The sequence below is a fragment of the Actinospineispora spinosispora DSM 44797 genome, assembly GCF_000429025.1.
Classification (GTDB): Bacteria; Actinomycetota; Actinomycetes; order Mycobacteriales; family Pseudonocardiaceae; genus Pseudonocardia; species Pseudonocardia spinosispora.
Genome location: NZ_AUBB01000020.1, coordinates 80,817 through 103,095 on the forward strand (window position 1 = coordinate 80,817; position 22,279 = coordinate 103,095).

1 pseudogene is annotated in these 22,279 nt (G+C 74.4%); it reads right to left on the reverse strand.

The window, feature by feature from the left end:
• Nucleotides 1-26: 26 nt before the first annotated feature.
• Nucleotides 27-22,259: pseudogene (locus G406_RS58700) on the reverse strand (SDR family NAD(P)-dependent oxidoreductase); the annotation flags it as partial.
• Between the last annotated feature and the right edge of the window lie 20 nt (nt 22,260-22,279).

The following is a 22,279-nucleotide window of genomic DNA, read 5'->3' on the forward strand; positions in this document are numbered from 1 at the left end:
TGCTTCGCCCGTCCCGGTGCCGTGCACTAGACACCGAGCTCGTTGTCGATGAAGTCGAAGATGTCGTTGTCCTCGGCGGCCTCGATCCGGTCCGCGACCGAGGCCTGCTCGGTCGCCTCGACCGCGCGCAGGGCGGCGAGCAGCTCCTGAACCCGCGCCGTCACCCTCGTCCGGGCCGCGTCGTCGGAGAGGAGCCCCGCCAGGGCGGACTCGACCTTCTCCAGCCCGGAGAAGGCCTGCAGAACGCCGTTCTCCTCGGTGGTCCCGCCGAGCTGCCGGTTGATGTGGGCGCTCAGCGCGTCGGGCGTGGGGTGATCGAAGACGACGGCCGCACCCAGCCTCAGCCCGGTTGCCGTGCCGAGCCGGTTGCGCAGCTCGACCGCCGTCAGCGAGTCGAACCCGAGCTCGCGGAACGACGTGCCGACCTCGACAGTGTCCGCTCCGGGCAACCCGAGCACGAGAGCCGCCTGCGCGACGACCATCTCGCGGATCGCCTTCTCCCGCTCGTCCGGCCCGAGAGCCGTCAGCCGCGCGGCGACGTCGTCGTGTCCACCGACACTCGAGCCGGTCGTCCGCCGCACCGGGGCGGCAGACCGCCTCGCCACCAGGCCGGCCGCCACCGGCGGCAGCGCGGCGGAGGCGTCCGCGCCACCGCGCAGGGCTGCCCGGTCGAGGCGGACCGGGACCAGCAGCGCCCGCCCTGCGCCCGGGGCGGCACCGGCCTCGTCAGCCCAGCCGGTCGCGATGTCCAGCAGGGTGAGCCCTTCGGCGGCGGTCAGCGGCGCGAAGCCCTGCCGGGCCAGCCGCCGGCGGTCGGCTTCCGACAAGGTCCCTGTCATGCCGGCGGCGGTGCCGGTCGCTTCGAGCTCCCACGGGCCCCAGGCCAGCGAGGTGGCGACCAGCCCGGCGCGGCGGCGCGCGGCGGCCAGCGCGTCGAGCGCGGTGTTGGCCGAGGCGTAGTTGCCCTGCCCCGGGTTTCCCCAGATGCCGGCGACCGAGGAGAACAGCACGAACAGCTCCAGCTCCATGTGCCGGGTCAGCTCGTGCAGGTGCCAGGCGCCGTCCACCTTCGGCCGCAGGACCGACTCGACCAGGTCCGGGGTCAGCGAGCCGAGCACGGCGTCGTCCAGAACTCCGGCGGCGTGCACGACACCCCGCAGGGGTGCCGGCGCGCCGATGGCCGCGATCACCGCGCCCAGCTCTGCCCGGTCGGCGGCGTCGCCGGCCACGACCCGGACCCGGACGCCCGACTCGGCGAGATCGGCCACCAGCCGGGCCGCCCCGGGCGCGGCCGGGCCTCTCCGCGAGAGCAGCACCAGGGACCCGGCACGGCCGGAGCCGGCCAGGTGCCGGGCCACCAGCGCACCCAGCGCACCCGACGCGCCCGTCACCAGCACGGCCCCGCGCCCCGGCGCGGGCGGCATGGTGAGCACGACCTTGCCGACGTGGCGGGCCTGGCTCAGGTAGCGGAACGCCTCGGGCGCGCGCCGGACGTCCCACGCCGCGACCGGTAGCGGCAGCAACACCTTCCGCGCGAACAGCTCCGAGAGGGCTGCGAACATGCGCGCGATCAGGTCCGGGGCGCAGTCGAGCAGGTCGAACGACCGATAGGTCAGCCCGCCGTGGTCGCCCTCGACCCGCTGTGGGTCACGGATGTCGGTCTTGCCCATCTCCACGAACCGGCGGCCAGGACCGGCGGCCAGCCGCAGCGAGGCGTCCACGAACTCACCGGCGAGGGAGTCGAGCACCACGTCGACCCCGGAGCCACCGGTCGCCACCCGGAACGCATCCTCGAACTCGACCGTCCGGGAGGACGCGATCCGGGACGCCCGCAGCCCCAGGCCGTGCAGCACCGGCCACTTGGCCGGGCTCGCCGTGCCGAACACGTCCGCGCCGAGGTGTCGGGCCAGCTGCACGGCGGCGATCCCGACCCCACCGGCGGCGGCGTGGATCAGCACCGACTCGCCCCGCCCCAGTTCGGCAAGCTCCACCAGCGAGTACCAGGCGGTGAGGTACACGACCGGAGCGGCGGCCGCCTCGGCCATCGTCCAGCCGACGGGCACCGGAGCCAGCAGGCGGGCATCGGTGACCGCCACCGGGCCGAAGGCACCCGAGAACAGGCCCATCACCCGGTCGCCGGGCCGGAAGCCGGTCACGCCGGGCGCCACCTCGAGCACGACGCCGGAGCCTTCGAGGCCCAGCAGCCCAGCCTCTCCCGGGTACATCCCCAGCACGTTCAGCACGTCCCGGAAGTTCACCCCGGCCGCCCGCAGCCCGACCCGGACCTCGCCGGCAGCCAACGCCCTCGTCACGGCGTCGCCCGGCACCAGGGCCAGGTTCTCCAGCGTGCCCCGGCCGGTGCACTCCAGTCGCCACGCCGTCGGCGTCTCCCCTGCCCCGCCCGCGTCGGCCGGGAGCGCCAGACCGGTGGTCGCACCGGTGAGTCGGGGGACCAGTACCTGCCCGGCCCGGACGGCGACCTGGGCCTCATCGACCGCGAGTGCCGCCGTCAGCGCGTCCAGCACATCGGCGCGCTCGTCCAGGTCGACCAGGACGATACGGTCGGGGTTCTCGGCGGCGGCGACGCGACCGAGCCCCCACGCTCCGGCCCCGGTGACGTCGACCTCGCTGCCTCCGGCGTCGACGGCGTGCCGGGTGAGCAGCACCAGCCGCGAGCCGGCCATGGCGTCCGAGGCCAGCCACGCCTGCACGTGGGCCAACACCTCCGACGTCGTCGTGAGAACGGCGTCGGGGACGTCGCCACCGGCGTCCGCGACTCCGCCGAAGCCGCACGGCACGATCACGGTGGTCACGGCCGAGGCGCGGTCCGCGACCAGGGCCTCGATGTCCCGGTACCGGGCCACGTCGGGCAGGTCGACCGCGGTGCCGATGACCGCCCAGCCGCCGAGGTCGGCCCCAGGTCGCGAGCCGGCGGCACCGGCCGGGACCCAGTCCAGTTCGAACAGCGCCTCCTTGCCCAACCGGACGCCGCCGGTGTCCTCCCCGACAGGTAGAGCGCGCAGCACCAGCGATCCGACCGTGGCGATGAGGGCCCCGGTCTCATCGGCCAGGGTGACCGACAGCCCCTCGCCCGAACCGGACGGTGCCAGCCGCACCCTGGCCGAAGTGGCGCCGGTGGAGTGCACCTCGACGCCGGTCCAGGCGAACGGCAGCAACGGCCCCAGCTGGTCCGGGTACGCCCTTCCCATCAGGTGCAGTGCGGCATCGAGCAGAACCGGGTGCAGGCCGAACCCGGCCACGGGCAGGTCCTCGCCCAGCGCCACCTCGGCGAAGATCTCCTCCCCTCGGCGCCAGGCCGCCCGCACGCCGCGGAACAGCGGCCCGTAGACCAGCCCCGACTCGGCCAGTGCCGGGTAGAAACCGTCCAACTCCTCCTCGACGGCGCCGTTCGGCGGCCACTGCGCCCAGTCCGTCTCGTCGACGGCGTGGCCCCGCCCGGTGGCGAGCACGCCCTCGGCGTGCCGCGTCCACGCCCCGCCGGCGTCCTCGCGGCGGGAGTGGATGGTGACCTCCCGGTCGCCGTCCGGCCCCGGTGCGGCCACCGTGACCTGGACCTGCACCGCGTCGTGCCCGGTGAGCACCAGGGGCGTCCGGATCACCAGCTCGCCGATGCCGGCGCAGCCGGCCTCGTCGCCGGCCCGGACCGCCATCTCCACCAGCGCGGCGCCCGGCACCACCACCTGGCCGGCCACCACGTGCTCGGCCAGCCACGGCTGGGCATCGACCGACACCCGCCCGGTCAGGACGAGACCGTCTCCTGAGGACAGCTCCAGCGCGGCGCCCAGCAGCGGGTGGTCGGCGGACTCGAACCCGAGCCCGGCGGCGTCCGTCCCGGCACTCCCGGGGTTGAGCCAGTATCTCTGCCGGGTGAAGGCGTAGGTCGGAAGCTCGACCCGCCTGGCGCCACTGTCGGCGTACACCCGGGTCCAGTCGACGACACCACCTCGCACATGGACCTGGCCGGCGGCCGAGACCAGGCTCGCCGCCTCGTCGCGGGTCCGACGCAGCACCGGCACCCACATCTCGCCTCCGGCCGGGCCCGCTGCCGCCTCCGGCGGCGAGCCCAGCGCCGACAGAACCCCGTCCGGGCCGATCTCGAGGTAGGTCCGGACGCCGCTGTCGCGCAGCGTGGTGACGGCATCGGCGAACCGGACCGGCTCGCGCACCTGCCGTACCCAGTACTCCGGGTCGAGGACCTCTCCGGTCACCGCCGCGCCGGTGAGGGTGGACACGAGCGGAATCCGAGGTACCGCGTACGAGACGGACCTGGTCACCGCCGCGAAGTCGGCAAGCATCGGCTCCATCAGCGAGGAGTGGAACGCGTGCGACACCCGCAGGCGCCGGACCCGCCGCCCCACGGCCGACAGCTGCTCGGCGAGCGCGTCGACGGCGACCTCCGGCCCCGACACCACCACCGCCTCCGGGCCGTTGACCGCGGCGATCCCGACACCGGCGAACCCGGCAACGGCGGCCGACACGTCTTGCTCACCGGCCGCCACCGCGAGCATCGCGCCACCAGCCGGCAGCGCCTGCATCAGGCGGCCACGGGCTGCCACCACCGCGCAGGCGTCCCCCAGCGACCACACCCCGGCCACGTGGGCGGCCGCGAGCTCACCGATCGAGTGGCCTGCCACCACCGCCGGAGTCACCTCCCAGGACTCCAGCAGCCGGAACAGCGCCACCTCGATCGCGAAGAGGCCCGCCTGCGCCCAGACCGTCTCGTCGAGCAGACCGGGTTCGCCCCGGATCACCTCGCGCAGCGAGTGGCCCGGCTGGCCGAGGTGTTCCTCCAGCCCGGCGACGACGGCGTCGAACGCGCTCGCGAACACCGGGTAGGCGGCGTACAGGCCCTGTCCCATGCCGACCCGCTGCGCGCCCTGGCCGGTGAAGACGAACGCGACCTTGCCGACGGTGCCCTCGGTCCCGGTCACCACCCCCGCCGGGTCCGTCTCGTTGGAGAGTGCCTCGGCGAGGCCGGTCAGCGCGGTGCGCAGCTCGTCCGGGCCGCTGCCGACGACGACGGCCCGGTGGGGCAGGTCCGGCCGGGTGGTCGCCAGTGACCAGCCGATGTCCACCGAGGCGGCGAGGTCGAGCGGGTCGGGCCGGTCCGCGACGAACTCGGCCAGCCGGGCTGCCTGGGCGGCCAGGCCTGCCCTGCCTCTGGCCGAGACGAGCCATGGCACGACGGGCAGTCCTCGACGGGACTCGACATCCGGGCCGTCCCCGGTCGAGGGGGCGTCGCCGACGGCCACCGGTTCCTCCGGCGCCTGTTCCAGGATGACGTGCGCGTTCGTCCCGGAGAAGCCGAAGGACGACACCCCCGCCCTGCGGGGCCTGCCGGTCGTCGGCCACGCCGTCGCCTCGGTGACGAGCCGGACGGCGCCCGTGGTCCAGTCCACGTGCGACGACGGTTGCGCCACGTGCAGAGTTGCCGGGACGACGCCGTTGGCCATCGCCTGCACCATCTTGATCACTCCGGCCACCCCTGCCGCGGCCTGGGTGTGGCCGATGTTCGACTTCACCGAGCCCAGCAGCACGGGCCGGTCGGCATCCCGTTCCTGCCCGTAGGTGGCCAGCAGTGCCTGCGCCTCGATGGGGTCGCCGAGGCGCGTGCCTGTGCCGTGGCCCTCGACGACGTCGATGTCGCCGGGCCGCAGACCGGCGTTGGCCAGCGCGGCCCGGATCACGCGTTGCTGCGAAGGTCCGTTGGGCGCCGTCAGCCCGTTCGACGCGCCGTCCTGGTTCATCGCGCTGCCCCGGACCACGGCGAGGACACGGTGCCCGTTGCGGCGCGCGTCGGTGAGCTTCTCCAGAACCAGGACACCGACGCCCTCACCCCAGCCGGTTCCGTCGGCCGCCTCGGCGTACGCCTTGCACCGGCCGTCGGCGGCCAGCCCGCGCTGCCGGGAGAACTCGACGAACGTGCCAGGGGTCGCCATCACCGTGACACCGCTGGCCAGTGCCAGGGTGCACTCGCCGGACCGCAGCGCCTGCGCGGCCAGGTGCAGCGCCACCAGGGAGGACGAGCACGCGGTGTCGACGGTCACCGCGGGCCCGGCCAGACCGAGCGCGTACGCCACCCGGCCGGAGGCCACACCCCCGGAGGTCCCGGTGCTGACGTACCCCTCCACCTCGCCGGGCGTCCCGCCACCGACCCCGTAGTCGTGATAGATCAGCCCGGCGAACACGCCGGTCTCGCTGCCGTGCAGTGAGAGCGGGTCGATACCGGCGTCCTCCAGCGCCTCCCAGGACGTCTCGAGGAGCAGCCGCTGCTGCGGGTCCATCGCCAGCGCCTCGCGCGGCGAGATCCCGAAGAACTGGGCGTCGAAGTCTGCGGCGCCACGCAGGAAGGCACCCTCGGACGCGTAGCTCTTCCCGGTGGCCTCGGGGTCGGGGTCGACGACGTTCGTCCACCGAGGGCCTCGGTCGTGCGGGAACCCGGCCACCGTGTCGGTGCCGTCGACGAGCAGCTGCCAGAACTGCGAGGCCGACCCGACGTCGCCGGGGAAGCGGCAGCCCATGCCGACGATCACCAGCTCGTCCTCGGTCGAGGCGACCTTGGAGAACGTCTGTGGTGCGGCCGCACCGGTGCCGACGCCGACCAGCTCGGCCCGCATGTGCTCGGCCAGCGTGGTCGGCGTCGGGTAGTCGAAGACGACCGTGGCCGGCAGGGGCAGCCCGCTGACCTTGGTGAGCCGGTTGCGCAGCTCCAACGCGGTGAGCGAGTCGATGCCCAGGTCCTTGAACGTGTCCCGCTCGGTGATCGACCCGGAGCCGGGCAGGCCGAGTACCGCCGCCGTCTGGGCGTAGATCAGGTCCAGCAGCGCCGCGTCCTGCTCGGCCTCCGGCATCGTCTCGAGCAGCTCGGCCAGAGCGTTGTCGGTGTGCTGCTCGGCCGTGCCGACCCGACGTCGGGACGTGCGGCGGACCAGGGCCGACAGCAGCGGAGCGACGTCGCCGGCCGCCGCCAGTGCCGCCTGGTCGAGGCGGACCGGAACCAGCATGGACCCGCCGGTCGCACCGGCGGCGTCGAACAGGGCGAGGCCCTCGCTCTCGGTCAGCGCCAGCGTGCCGGACCGGCTCAGCCGTTCCCAGTCGGCCCGGCCGAGCGCCGAGGTCATCCCGTCCCGCTGCCGCCAGGGACCCCAGGCGAGCGAGACCGCCGCCAATCCCTGGGCCCGCCGGTGGGCGGCCAGCGCGTCAAGGAAGGTGTTCGCCGCCGCGTAGTTGGCCTGCCCCGGGTTGCCCCAGACTCCGGCGATCGAGGAGAACAGCACGAACAGGTCCAGGTCCAGGTGCCGGGTCAGCTCGTGCAGCCACCATGCGCCGTCCACCTTGGGTCGCAGCACCGCGTCGACCCTCGCCGGGGTGAGCGCACCGACCACACCGTCGTCCAGGAGTCCGGCCGCATGCACCACTCCGCGCAGCGGCGCCGACTCCGGCAGCCTCGCCAGTATCGTGCCCAACTGATCCCGGTCGGCGACGTCACCGGCGAGGATCCGGACCGTCGCTCCCCGATCGGCAAGGTCGGCGGCCAGGGTGGCCGCGCCGGGCGCGTGCGGTCCCCGCCGGGAGAGCAGCGCGAGCGACCTGGTGCCCCGGCGATCGGCCAGGTGTCGGGCGACCAGTGCGCCGAGTGACCCGGACGCGCCGGTGACCAGCACGGTCCCGGTCGGCTCGGGGCGAGCGGGGATGGTCAGGACGACCTTGCCGACGTTGCGGGCCTGACTGAGGTGGCGGAACGCCTCCGGCGCCCTGCGCACGTCCCAGCAGGCCACCGGCGGCGGGGTGAGCACGCCGCTGGCGAACAGCTCGGACAGGGCCGCGAACATCTCCGCGATCCGGTCCGGGCTCGTGTCCAGCAGGTCGAATGCGCGGTAGACGAGGCCGTCGTGGTCGGCGGCGATCCTGCTCGGGTCGCGCACGTCGGTCTTGCCCATCTCGATGAAGCGACCGCCGGGGCCTGCTGCCAGCCGGGCCGAGGCGTCGACGAAGTCCCCGGCCAGTGAGTCCAGGACGACGTCGATCCCCGCGCCTCCGGTCACTGCCCGGAAGGCGTCCTCGAAGTCGAGCGTGCGGGACGAGGCCAGGTGGGTCTCCGGCAGTCCGAGCTCCCGCAGCACCGACCATTTCGAGGGGCTCGCGGTGCCGAACACCTCGGCGCCGAGGCAGCGGGCCAGCTGGACCGCGGCGATCCCTACGCCACCGGCGGCGGCATGGATCAGGATGGTCTCGCCGCTGTCGAGCCCGGCCAGGTCCACCAGTGCGTGGTAGGCGGTGAGGAAGACCACCGGAGCCGCCGCCGCCTCGGTCATGGTCCACCCGGCCGGCACCGGGACCAGCAACCGCGCATCCGTGACCGCCACCGGTCCGAAAGCGGCGGTGAACAGGCCCATCACCTGGTCCCCCGGGTTCAGGCCGGTCACTCCGGGCCCGGTCTCCAGCACGATGCCGGCGCCCTCCAGGCCCAGCTGGCCCGCCTCGCCCGGGTACATGCCGAGTACGTTCAGGACGTCCCGGAAGTTCACGCCGGCGGCGCGCAACCCGACCCGGACCTGGCCGGGCCCGACCGGCTTCTCGCCGTCGGTGGGGGTCAGCACCAGGTTGTCCAAGGTGCCGCGCTCGGTGAAGTCGAGCCGCCACGCCTCGGTGTCGTCGGGCACCGCCAGAGCGGCGGCCGGGCGGCCGAGTCGAGGCAGGCGCACCTCTCGCTGCCGGACGGCGAACTCCGGCTCCCCGAGGCTCACCCCGGCGGCCAGGAGCGGCCGGAGCCCGGTCGCGTCGTGGATGTCGGCCAGAACGAAGCGATCCGGGTTCTCCGCCATCGCCACGCGGAGCAGACCCTGCACCGTGGCCGAGGCAGGGTCCGGCGCCACACCGGTGCCGGCGTCCACGGCCCGCCGGGTGACGACCAGCAACCGCCCCCCGGCGAGGCGCTCGGCCGCCAGCCAGGCCTGGATCGAGCCGAGCACGGTGGTGACCAGCGTGCGCGCGGTGGCCGCCGGATCGGCACCTGGCCGGTGGTGTGCGGGGTCGGTGCCGCCGCTGTCGATCAGGCAGGGCAGTACGACGATCTCGGGGACCCGTGCGCCGGCCGCGAGAGCCGCCACCAGCTCGGCGACCCCGGCGTAGCGGGCCACCCCGGCCAGGTCGAGATCGAGATCGAGATCGAGATCGAGATCGAGGGCAGTGTCGTCCCGGGCACCGGGAGCCAGCACTGCCCAGCCGGCCGGCGGGGTGTCGTGCGCCTCGCCGGGGCCCGTGTCGAGGCGTGCCGGCACCCAGGCGACCTCGAACATCGCCTCCTGGCTATCGGTGCCGCCGTCACCGAGCCCGGCGGCCGGCAGCGGCCGCAGGACGATCGAGCGCGCCGAGGCGACCAGGCCGCCGGTCTCGTCGGTCAGGGTCACCGAGAAGCCGTCACCGTGCTCGACCGGCGCCAGCCGGACCCGGACCGTGTCGGCGTGGGTGGCGTGCACCACGACGTCGGTCCAGACGAACGGGAGCAGCGGGCCGGTTCCTGACTCCTCGGCACCGCTGTGCGGGCCATCGTGTGCGGGCAGGCCGATGAGGTGCAGGCAGGCGTCGAGGAGCGCCGGATGGATGCCGAACCCGGCCACCGGCGTTCCCTCGTCGAGCGCGACCTCGGCGAAGGTCTCGGCACCGCGCCGCCATCCCCGGCGGACCGCGCGGAACACCGGCCCGTAGCTGAGCCCGGACCGGTCGAGCGCCGGGTACAGGCCGTGCAGATCCTGCTCGACCGCCCCGGCCGGCGGCCACTGGGCCAGGTCGACACTCGGGTCACGGCTGTCCGCCGAGTGGTCCTCCTCGGCCGCGAGGGCACCCGTGGCGTGGCGCGTCCACGCCGTCGGGCCGGCCGGTGCGGGCCCTTCGGCCTGGGAGTAGATGCTGACGGCGGCGCGGCCGTCCTCGTCGGCCGGGTCGAGGCTGACCTGGATCCGGGTGCCGCCGTCGGCCGGCAGCGTCAACGGCGTCTCGATCACCAGCTCCGCGAGCCGGGTGCGGCCCGTCTCGTCGCCGGCCCGGATGGCCATCTCGACCAGCGCGGTACCGGGCACCACGACCCGACCGGCCACCACGTGGTCGCCCAGCCACGGCTGCGACCGCACCGAGAGCCGGCCGGTCAGCAGCTGGCCGCCGCCGGCCACGGTCATGCTCGCGCCGAGCAGGGGGTGCGCGGCGCCGGCCTGGCCGAGGGTTGCCGGATCAACCGAACCGGCGGCGGCGTCGAGCCAGTACCGCTGCCGGGCGAATGCATAGGTCGGCAGGTCCACACGCCGTGCGCCCTCGTAGTAGCGCGACCAGTCCACGGCCCCACCTCGGGCGTGGACCTGTGCCACCACCGACGCCACGGTGAGCGGCTCCTCCTGGGTGCGGCGCAGCGTCGGGACCCACACCTCGTCGACGGCGTCGTCCTTCGTCGCGCTACCGAGTGCGGTCAGGACCGGGTCCGGGCCGACCTCGATGAACGTGCGCACACCGGCGTCCCGCAGCGCGGTGACCGCATAGGCGAACCGAACCGGCCGGCGTACCTGGCGCACCCAGTAGGACGGTTCCAGCACCTCGTCGCCGACCGGCTGACCGGTCAACGTCGAGACGATCGGAATCCGGGGCCGCGCATACGACGCCGATTCCGTCACCGAGGCGAACTCGGCCAGCATGGGCTCCATCAGAGACGAGTGGAACGCGTGCGACACCCGCAGCCGCCGGGTCCGTACCCCACGCGCCGCGAACTCTCGCTCCATCGCCGACACCGCATCCACCGGGCCGGAGACCACCACCGTGTGCGGGCCGTTCACGGCCGCGATGTCCACGCCCCCGACCGCGGCCAGCACCTCACCGGTCTCGGCCTCGCTCGCCCGGACCGAGAGCATCGCCCCGCCGGCGGGCAGCGCCTGCATCAGCCGGCCCCTGGCGGCCACCACCGCACAGGCGTCGGTCAGCGACCAGACCCCGGCGACGTGCGCGGCGGCCAGCTCACCGATCGAGTGCCCGGCCACCACCGCCGGGGTCACCCCCCACGACTCGAGCAGGCGGAACAGCGCGACCTCGACCGCGAACAGACCGGCCTGTGTCCACATCGTCCGGTCGAGGGCATCGGCATCCGAACCGTGTACGACCGCGCGCACCGATCCGTCCAGGTGCTCCTCCAGCCCGGCACAGACCGCGTCGAACGCCTGCTCGAACACCGGGTAGGCCGCGTACAGCAGCCGGCCCATGCCGATCCGCTGGGCACCCTGCCCGGTGAACACGAAGCCGACCTTGCCGACGGACTGCGCGCCGCCGGTCACCGCGCCCGGCGGCTCACCGGCCGGGTCCGCCGCCAGCCCGGCGAGCCGCGTGAGCAGCTCGTCCCGGTCCGAGCCCAGCACCACCGCTCTGGCCCCCAGGTGCGCCCTGGTGGTCGCCAGCGACCAGCCGACGTCGACCGGGTCCAGCTCGGGGCGGCCCAGCACGAACTCCCGCAACCGATCCGCCTGGGCAACCAGTCCTTCGGTGTGCCGCGCCGAGATCGGCCACGCGAGTACCGGCGGCCGGTCGCGTCCTTCCCGCGGTGTCGAGGTGATCGACGGCTGCTCGAGGATGACGTGCGCGTTGGTGCCGGAGAAGCCGAACGAGGACACCGCGGCCCGACGGGGGTGGTCCGTCTCCGGCCACGCCGTCGGCTCGGTCACCAGCCGGACCGAGCCCTCGGCCCAGTCCACGTGCGCCGACGGCTCGTCCACGTGCAACGTGGCCGGGACGAGACCGTGGGCCATCGCCGTGACCATCTTGATGACCCCGGCAACGCCGGCCGCCGCCTGGGTGTGGCCGAGGTTCGACTTCACCGAGCCCAGCAGCACGGGGTTGTCGGCGTCCCGTCCCTGACCGTAGGTCGCGATGAGCGCCTCGGCCTCGATCGGGTCACCGAGCCGGGTGCCCGTTCCGTGGCCCTCGATCACGTCCACATCGGCCGGGGTCAGCCCCGCGGTCTCCAATGCGGTACGGATCACCCGCTGCTGTGCGGGCCCGTTGGGCGCGGTCAGGCCGTTGGATGCGCCGTCCTGGTTCACCGCCGTGCCGGCCAGCACCGCGAGCACCCGGTGGCCGTTGCGGCGGGCGTCGGAGAGCCGCTCGACGACCAGGACCCCGACGCCCTCACCCCAGCCGGTGCCGTCGGCCGACCGTGCGTACGCCTTGCACCGGCCGTCCGCCGCCAGCCCGCGCTGGCGGGCGAACTCCAGGAACGTGCTGGGCGTCGCCATCACCGTCACGCCGCCGGCCAGCGCGAGGTCGCACTCGCCCGATCTCAGCGCCGAGGCGGCGAGATGCAGGGCGACCAGTGACGACGAGCAGGCCGTGTCCACCGTGACCGCGGGCCCCTCCAGGCCGAGCGCGTAGGCCACGCGGCCGGACGCGACCCCACCGGAACCGCCCGTGCTCAGGTATCCGTGGACCTCCTCTGGCAGCACCGCGCCGGCACCGTAGTCGTGGTAGATCAGCCCCGCGAACACGCCCGTCGAGCTGCCCTGCAGTGAGCCCGGGTCGATTCCGGCGTCCTCCAACGCCTCCCACGAGGTCTCCAGCAGCAGCCGCTGCTGGGGGTCCATCGCCAGTGCCTCGCGCGGCGAGATCCCGAAGAACTGGGCGTCGAAATCACCGGCGTCGTGGAGGAACGCACCCGCACTCGCCTGCGGTCGCGCGGCCGGCTCCCGGTCGAAGACGTCGTCCCACAGCGCGCCGCGGTCGCCGGGGAACGCCGAGACGGCATCCGTCCCGGCGGACACCAGGTCCCAGAACTGCTCGGCGGAGCCGATCCCGCCCGCGAACCGGCATCCGATACCGACGATCACCACCTGGTCGGTGTCCACCGGGCGCGCCGCCGACCCGGCCTTCGCCGGGACCCCGCCGCTCGGCTCCCCCAGCAGGTTCGGGCCGAGGAACCCCGCGAGCAGGGCCGGGGTCGGGTAGTCGAAGACGACACCGGCAGGCAGTCGAAGGCCGGTGACCGTGTTCAGTCGGTTGCGCAGCTCGACCGCGGTCAGCGAGTCGATCCCGAGCTCGCGGAAGGATCGGGTCGTCTCGACCGCCTCAGGGCCGGGCATACCCAGCACCAGCGCGGACTGTGCCCGGACCAGGTCGCGCACGACCTCGTCACGGTCGGCCTCGGACAGCCCGGCCAGACGCTCGGCCCAGCCGCCCGACGGGGCCGAGCCGACGGCCCGACGGACCCGTCCGCCCGTGGCCGCGGCGGTCAGCCCGGACATCAGCGCGGGCCGGTCGCCGCCGGCACGCAGGTCCAGCCGGGCCGCGACGAGCAGGGCATGGCCGAGGGTGGCGGTGGCGTCCAGCAGGCTCAGGCCGTCGGCACCGGTGTGCGGGGCCAGACCCTGGCGGGCCATCCGCTGCCAGTCGCCCTCGGTGAGGGTCGAGGCCATTCCCCCGTTCCCCGCCGCATCCTCGGTCGTCATCGGGCCGACCTGCCACGGCCCCCAGGCCAAGGAGGTCGCCGGAAGGCCGGCACGGCGGCGCGACGCGGCCAGTGCGTCCAGGAAGGTGTTCGCGGCGGCGTACCCGGCCTGTCCGGGATTGCCCCAGAGCCCCGACACCGAGGAGAACAGCACGAACCGGTCCAGGTCGAGATTCCGGGTGAGCCGGTGGAGGTGCCAGGCGCCATCGACCTTGGGCCGCAACACGGCGTCGACCCTGGCCGGGGTCAAGGCCTCGAGTACGCCGTCGTCGAGCACCCCGGCGGCGTGCACGACGGCACGCAGCGGGGCTCCGGCAGGCACGGCCGCCAGAACGGCGGCCAGCTGGTCGTGGTCGGCCACGTCGGCGGCGAGCAGTCGTACGCCGGCGCCGAGTCCGGCCAGGTCGGCGGCCAGCGCGGCCGCGCCAGGGGCGCGAGGGCCGCGCCGGGACAGCAGCAGCAGGTTCTCCGCGCCCCGATGCCCGGGACCTGTGGCCAGGTGACGCGCGACCAGGCCGCCGAGGGCGCCGGAGATCCCGGTCACCAGTGTGGTTCCCGCGCCGGCCGCCGAGGGACCCGGCATGGTCAGCACGACCTTGCCGACGTTGCGGGCCTGGCTCAGGTAGCGGAACGCCGCCGGAGCCCGACGGATGTCCCAGCCGGTAACCGGAAGCGGCCCGAGTACGCGCCGGGCGAACAGGTCGGAGAGGTCGGCGAACATCCGCGCGATCCGCTCCGGTGCCAGTTCGAGCAGGTCGAACGCGTGATAGGCAAGGTCTGCGTGGTCGCGGGCGACCTGCTCGGCGTCCCGGATGTCGGTCTTGCCGATCTCGACGAACCGCCCGCCTGCCGCCAGCCGCAGCGACGCGTCCACGAACTCCCCCGCCAGCGAGTCCAGTACGACGTCGATCCCGGCCCCTCGGCGGGCCTCGGCGAAGTGGGTCTCGAACTCGACCGTGCGCGACGAGGCCAGGTGCGCGTCGTCCAGCCCGGCCTGGCGCAGCTGGTCCCACTTGGCCGGGCTGGCGGTGCCGAACACCTCGGCCCCCAGGTGCTGGGCCACCCGCACTGCGGCCGTACCCACACCACCGGCGGCGGCGTGGATGAGCACGGACTCACCGGCGCGCAGCCCGGCCAGCTCGACCAGGGCATGCCATGCGGTGAGGTAGACGATCGGGGCGGCGGCGGCCTCGGCCAGTGTCCAGCCGGGTGGCACCCGCGCGAGCAACCGGGCATCCGTGATCGCCAGCGGGCCGAACGCCCCGGAGAACAGGCCCATCACCAGGTCGCCCTGGCGCAGGTCGGCGACATCCGGGCCGACGTCGAGCACCACACCGGCGCCCTCGAGGCCGAGCAGTCCCGGGTCACCCGGATACATGCCGAGCACGTTCAGCACGTCGCGGAAGTTCACGCCGGCCGCGCGCAGCCCGACCCGTACCTCGCCCCGCCCGAGCGGTCGTTCGCCGGACCCGTCAGCGATCAGGACGAGGTTCTCCACCGTGCCGCGCTCGGTGCACGCCAGTCGCCAGCCGCCGTCCCGTGACCGGTGCCCGGCCGGGAGCGGCAGGCCGGCGCCCACCCGGGCGAGCCGGGGTACGAGCGGGCGGCCGGCCCGCACCGCGACCTGTGGTTCGCCCGCGGACAGGGCCGCGACCAGCGACTCCGTGGTCGCGGCGCCGTCGAGGTCGACGAGGACGATCCGGTTCGGATGCTCGGACTGGGCCACCCGGACCAGGCCCCACAGACCGGCACCGGTCGCGTCGACGTCGGCCTCCCCCGCATCCACCGCCCTCTCGGTGAGGACCAGCAGCCGCGAGGCGCTCAGCGAGTCGGCGAGCAGGAACCGCTGGATGACCGGCAGCGCGTCGATGGTCACTCGCCGCGCGAGCGTGGCCACGTCGGACACCCGATCACCGGCATCGGACGGCGTACCTTGTTCGAGCGGGCCGTGGGCACGGCAGAGGACGAGATCGGGCACGGCCGCGCCCGCATCGACGGCGGCGAGCAGGTCGGCCACGTCGTGATAGACGGCCGCCCCGGGCAGGGCGGGGTCGCGGCGGGGGCCGAGCACCGCCCAACGATCCGGGTCCAGGGCCACCGCTGTCGTCTCGGCCGGGAGCCAGTCCAGTTCGAACAGGGCCTGCGCGGCCACGGTGCCGGTCGACGCCGGCAGTGGGCGCAGGACCAGCCCTCCGACGGTCGCGACGAGGCCACCGCTCTCGTCGGCGAGCGTCAACGCAACGCCCTCGCCGGTGGCGGAGGGAGCGATCCGGACCCTCGCGGTGGTGGCGCCGGTGGCGTGCACGACGGTGTCGGTCCAGGCGAAGGGCAGCAGCGGCCCCGCCTCGCCGTCCTCGGACGGCCGGGCGAGAAGGTGCAGCGCCGCATCGAGCAGTACCGGGTGGAGGCCGAACCCGGCGACGTCGGTGCCCTCACCGACCGCCACCTCGACGAAGATCTCCTCGCCACGCCGCCAGGCCCGGCGGACGCCCTGGAACGCGGGACCGTAGGGCAGGCCGTTGCCGGCCAATGCCGGGTAGAGACCGGTCAGGTCCTCCGCGACCGAGCCCGGCGGTGGCCAGGCCAGGAGGGACCGGGCGGCCTCGGCGCCGGGCTGATCGTCGGCCGGGGCGAGGACTCCGGTGGCGTGGCTGGTCCAGGTGCCGGACTCGTCCTCGGGCCGGGAGTGGATTTCCAGCGCCCGCGCTCCCCGCTCGTCGGGCTCGCCGAGCGTGATCCGCACCTGGATCCCGCCCCGGTCGGGCAGTACCAGCGGCAGGTGGATGACCAGTTCGGCCAGCCGGGCGGACCCGGTCTCGTCACCGGCCCGAATGGCCATCTCGACCAGCGCGGCCCCTGGCACCACGACTTGGCCGGCGACGACGTGATCGGCCAGCCACGGCTGCGCGGCCAGTGCCAGCCGCCCGGTCAGCACCAGGCCGTCGCTCGCCGGCAGCTCCACCACCGTGCCGAGCAACGGGTGCCCGGACGCGGTCAGCCCGAGGTCTCGGGGCCGCCCGCCCACCGGTGAGGTCAGCCAGTACCGCTGCCGGGAGAAGGCGTAGGTGGGCAGGTCCACCAGCCGGGCGCCGGTGCCGGCGAAGAACCGCGACCAGTCGACAGCACCACCGAGCTGCCCGACCGCCGAGACCAGGGTGTGCGCCTCGTCGCGGTCGCGGCGCACCGTCGGCAGCCAGGCCTCGCCGCTCTCCCCGGGTGTGGTCTGTGCCCCCAGGGCGGTGAGCACCGCGTCCGGGCCGATCTCGACGAACGTGCGGACCCCGCTGTCCCGCATCGCGGTGAGTGCATCGGCGAACCGGACCGGTTCCCGGACCTGCCGCACCCAGTACCCCGGGTCCAGCACCTCGTCGACCACCGGCCGGCCGGTCAACGTCGAGACCAGCGGGATGCGGGGGCGCGCGGAGGACACCGAAGCCACCACGGTGGCGAACTCCGCCAGCATCGGCTCCATCAACGACGAATGGAATGCGTGCGACACCCGCAACCGCCGCGCCCGGATCCCTCGGGAGGAGAACTCGGCCTCCGCCGCCGCAACCGACCGTTCCGGACCGGAGACCACCACCGCGTCCGGGCCGTTGACCGCCGCGATGCCCACCCCGTCGAACGCGGCGACCACCGCGCGAACGTCGTCCTCCGCCGCCCGGACCGACAGCATCGCCCCACCCGGGGGCAATGCCTGCATCAACCGACCCCGTGCCGCCACGACCGCGCACGCATCGGCGAGCGACCACACCCCGGCCACGTGCGCGGCGGCCAGCTCGCCGATCGAATGTCCGGCCAGCGCCGAGGGAGCAACACCCCACGACTCCAACAGCCGGAACAGGGCCACCTCGACCGCGAACAGGCCGGCCTGCGCCCACACCGTGTCGTCCACCCGACCGGCCCCGCCGATCACGGCGTCGACCGAGAGCCCTGCCTGGTCCAGGTGCTCGTCCAAGCCCGCGCACACCGTGTCGAACGCATCGGCGAACACCGGATACGCCGCGGCCAACCGGCGCCCCATCCCGACCCGCTGCGCGCCCTGCCCGGTGAACACGAAGCCGACCGGTCCGGATCCGCCCATCGGCTCACCGGCCGAGGTCGCGGCCACCTCGGCCAGCCGGGAGAGCAGCTCGTCCCGGTCCGCGCCGACCACGACGGCCCGCTCCGGGAGCCCGGTCCGGCTCGTCGCCAGCGACCAACCGACGTCGACGGAATCGAGCTCTGGCCGGGCCAGCACGTACTCCCGCAGCCGCGCGGCCTGAGCGGCCAGACCGGCGCGTCCGTGTGCGGAGAGCACCCACGGGATCGCCGGCAGCCCGCTCCGGCGGCGCTCGGGTTCGGCGCCGGTGGCATCGGCGGGGGCCTGCTCGAGGATGACGTGCGCGTTGGTGCCGCTGATGCCGAACGCCGACACACCGGCGCGCCTCGGCCGCCCCAGGTCCGGCCAGTCCTCCGGCTCGGTCAGCAGCCGCACTGCTCCGGACGTCCAGTCCACGTGCGGGGACGGGGCATCGGCGTGCAGGGTGCGCGGGAGCTGAGCGTGTTGCAGCGCCAGCACCATCTTGAGGATCCCGGCCGCGCCGGCCGCCCACTGGGTGTGGCCGATGTTCGACTTCACCGTGCCCAGCCGCAGTGGCCGCCCGGCGTCCCGGTCCTGTCCGTACGTGGCCAGCAGGGCCTGTGCCTCGATGGGGTCGCCGAGCATGGTGCCCGTCCCGTGGGCCTCGACGGCGTCGACGTCGTCCGCGGTCAGCCGGGCGTTGGTCAGTGCGGCCCGGATGACACGTTGCTGGGACGGGCCGTTCGGAGCGGTCAGCCCGTTGGACGCGCCATCGGAGTTCACCGCCGTGCCGGCCACCACGGCCAGCACCCGGTGGCCGTGGCGGCGGGCGTCGGACAGCCGTTCCAGCAGCACCACGCCGGCGCCTTCGGCCATGCCCATGCCGTCGGCCGCGGCGGAGAACGCCTTGCACCGGCCGTCCGAGGCCAGCCCGTGCTGACGGGTGAACCAGGTGAGCCAGGACGGGGTGGCGTGCACGGTCACGCCGCCGGCCAGTGCCAGGGTGCACTCCCCCGACCGCAGCGCCCGCACCGCCAGATGCAGGGCCACCAGCGACGACGAGCACGCCGTGTCCACCGTCAGTGCCGGCCCTTCCAGACCGAAGGTGTAGGCGACCCGGCCGGACAGCACGCTGGTCGCGCTGCCGGTCCGCAGGTGTCCCTCCAGCTCGGAGGGGCCGTCCTCGCCGTAACCGGAGGAAGCGGCGCCGACGAAGACGCCGGTGTTCGATCCACGCAGCCCCGGGATGTCGATGCCGGCGCGTTCCAGTGCCTCCCACGACGTCTCGAGCATCAGCCGCTGCTGCGGGTCCATGGCCAGTGCCTCGCGGGGGCTGATCCCGAAGAAGGCCGGATCGAAGCCGGCCGCGTCGGGCAGGTAGCCGCCGCGCATTGCCGGCCCGAGATCGGGGTCGCGCAGCTCGTCGAGCTGCCAGCCCCGGTCGGTGGGTGCGTTCCCGATCGCGTCGCCGCCGGCGACGAGCAGCTCCCACAGGCTCTCCGGGTCCTGCACACCGCCGGGGAACCGGCAGCTCATGGCCACGATCGCGATCGGCTGATCGTCGGAGGCCGCCGCGGCGGCCGGGGGCGCGGTCGCCCGGGTGACGGTTCCGCCGAGCAGCTGGGCCCGGACGAACCCGGTCAGGGCGGCCGGGGTCGGGTAGTCGAAGATCAGCGTGGTCGGTAGCTGCAGCCCGGTGGCGGCGTTCAGCCTGGTGCGCAGTTCGACCCCGGCCAGCGAGTCGAACCCGATCTCCTTGAAGGTGCGGCCGGGTTGGACCGCCTCCGGCGTCGGCGCCGCGAGCACGGCGGCGGCGTGCGCCTGGATCAGCTCGAGCAGGACCTGTACCTGCTCGCCAGCCGGGCGCCCGGCGATCTTGCCGAGCAGTCCGCCACCGGTGGTGGCGACGGTTGCCTCCGGTGGCGGCGACGCGGTCGTGCTGCCCGGGGCCCCACCTGCGTCGAGCCAGAAGCGCCGGTGGTCGAATGCGTACGTGGGCAGGTCGATCTGCCGGGCCCTGGGCAGCACCGCCGGCCAGTCGACCGGGATGCCGCGCACGTAGACCTCGGCAAGCGCGGCCAGAATCCGGTCCTGGCCGCCGTCGTCACGGCGCAGGGTCCCGCCGATGACCGGGGCCGGGCGCAGCAGGGCCCCCGCCTCGGCGATGGAGTCGCCGACCTCGGGCTCGGCCTCGGCCCGCCGCCGGAGCTGTTCGAGGGTCGCGCTGATCGCGCCGGTCAGTACCGGATGCGGGGACACCTCGATGAACACGTCGTACCCGGCCCGGTCCAGGGTCTCGACAGCCGTCGAGAACAGCACCGGCCGGCGCAGGTTCGCGTGCCAGTACGGGGCTCCGGCCGTCGCGGGGTTCAGGAACTCCCCGGTGACCGCCGAGACCATGGCGGCCGTCCCGTGCCGGGGAACGACCCCGTCGAGTGCGGCGAGGAACTCGTCGCCGATCTCGTCGATGTGCCGGCTGTGCGAGGCGTAGCCGATCGGGACGGCTCGGGTCCGGACGCCGTCCCGCTCGCAGCCGGCGGCAATCTCGCCCAGCACGTCGAGGTCGCCCGTGATGACGGTCGATTCCGGGCTGTTCACGACACCGACCGAGGCCCGACCGGAGTACGGCTCCAGCCGGGTCGTGACCGCCCCGAGGGGTTCGGCGATCGCCAGCATGCCGCCCCGTCCGACCAGGGGTCGGACGAGCCGGCTGCGCAGCGCGGTCACCTTCGCCGCATCCTTCAGCGAGAGGATGCCGGCCACACACGCGGCCGTGATCTCGCCCTGGCTGTGGCCGAGCACCGCGTCCGGGGTCACGCCCGCGGCCTGCCACACGGCGGCCAGTGCGATCATCACCGCGAACGACGCGGGCTGCACGACGTCGTCGCGGTCGAGGGAGGGGGCACCCCCGGCGCCGGCAAGCACGTCGTACAGGTTCCAGTCCAGGTACGGGGCCAGCGCCCGCTCGCACTCGGCGAACCGAGCGGCGAAGACGGGCGAGGTCTCCACCAGCTCGCGCCCCATGCCCAGCCACTGCGGCCCCTGGCCGGGCAACACGAACACCACCCGGCGCTTCTCGCCGGCTTCTGCCACACCGGTGACCAGCGCGGGTGCCGGGCGGTCGGCGGAGAGTGCGTCCAGGCCGGCCACCAGCTGGTCGGCGTCGTTACCGATGATCACCGCCCGGTGGTCGAACGCCGCCCGGCTGGTCGCCAGCGACCACGCGACGTCCGCCGGGTCGGGCCGGGAGGGGGTCTCGGTGTCTCCGCCAGGTGAGGCGGAGGCGACGAGCTCGGCGAGGCGCCCGGCCTGGCCGCTCAGCGCCGTCTCGGACCGTGCGGAGACCAGCCACGCCGTGGGGCCACTCGCACGGACGGGCGGTACCGCCCCGGTGTCCCCGTCGCCGGTACCTTCGGCGGGGCGCGGAGCCTGCTCGAGGATGGCGTGGGCATTGGTGCCGCTGAGCCCGAACGACGACACTCCGGCCCGGCGGACGCGGTCGCCGTCGGGCCACGGCTGGGCTTCGGTGAGCAGCCGCAGGCCGGAAGAGGGCCAGTCGACATGCGGGTTGGGTGCCCCGATGTTGAGCGACGCGGGCAGCACGCCGTGCCGCAGGGCCATGACCGTCTTGATGACACCGGCCACCCCCGCGGCGGCCTGCGTGTGCCCGATGTTCGACTTCAGCGACCCGATCAGCAGCGGACGTCGCCCGTCCCGTCCCCGGCCGTAGGTGGCCGCCAACGCGCCGGCCTCGGTCCGGTCCCCGAGTGGGGTGCCGGTGCCGTGTGCCTCGACCGCGTCGATGTCGTCGGTGGTCAGCCCGGCGTTGGCCAGGGCCTGCGTGATGACGGCCTCCTGGGCCTGACCGTTCGGGGCGGTGAGGCCGTCGCTGGCCCCGTCGGAGTTGATCGCGGTACCGCGGACGACGGCGAGGACGCGGTGACCGCGACGTACCGCGTCCGACAGCCGTTCGAGCACCAGCAGGCCGACGCCCTCGGACCAGACGGTTCCGTCGGCGTCGGCGGAGAAGACCTTGCAGCGCCCGTCCGGAGCCAGGCCCCGCAGCCGGCTGAAGGCCACGAAGTTGCCCGGGGTGGCCATCACGGACACCCCACCGGCCAGCGCCAGTGAGCACTCGTCGTTGCGGAGGGCCTGGGCGGCGAGATGCAGGGCGACCAGTGAGCTGGAGGCGGAGGTGTCCACGGTCAGTGCCGGGCCCCGCAGCCCGAGGGAGTAGGCGATCCGCCCGGACATCACGCTGGTCGTGGTACCGGTCAGCAGGTGCGCCTCGATGCCGTCGGGTGCCTCGTACAGCCGGGGGCCGTACTCCCTCGGCTCACCCCCGACGAAGACGCCGGTGCGGCTGCCCCGCACACTCGCCGGGTCGAGTCCGGACCGTTCCAGTGCCTCCCAGGCGACCTCGAGCAGCAGCCGCTGTTGCGGGTCCATCGCGGTGGCCTCGCGCACCGAGATGCCGAAGAAGCCCGGGTCGAACCCGGCGGCGTCGGCCAGGAAACCGCCCCGGTCGACGAAGACCGTCCCTGGCCCGCCTTCGTCGTTGCCGAGCAGGGCGTCGAGGTCCCACCCCCGGTCCCGGGGGAACGCCGAGAGGACCTCCCGTCCGGTGACCGCCACCTGCCACAGGTCCTCCGGCGACCGGACTCCGCCCGGGTAGCGGCAGCTCATGCCGACGACGGCCAGCGGCAGGTGCTCGGACTCGCTCA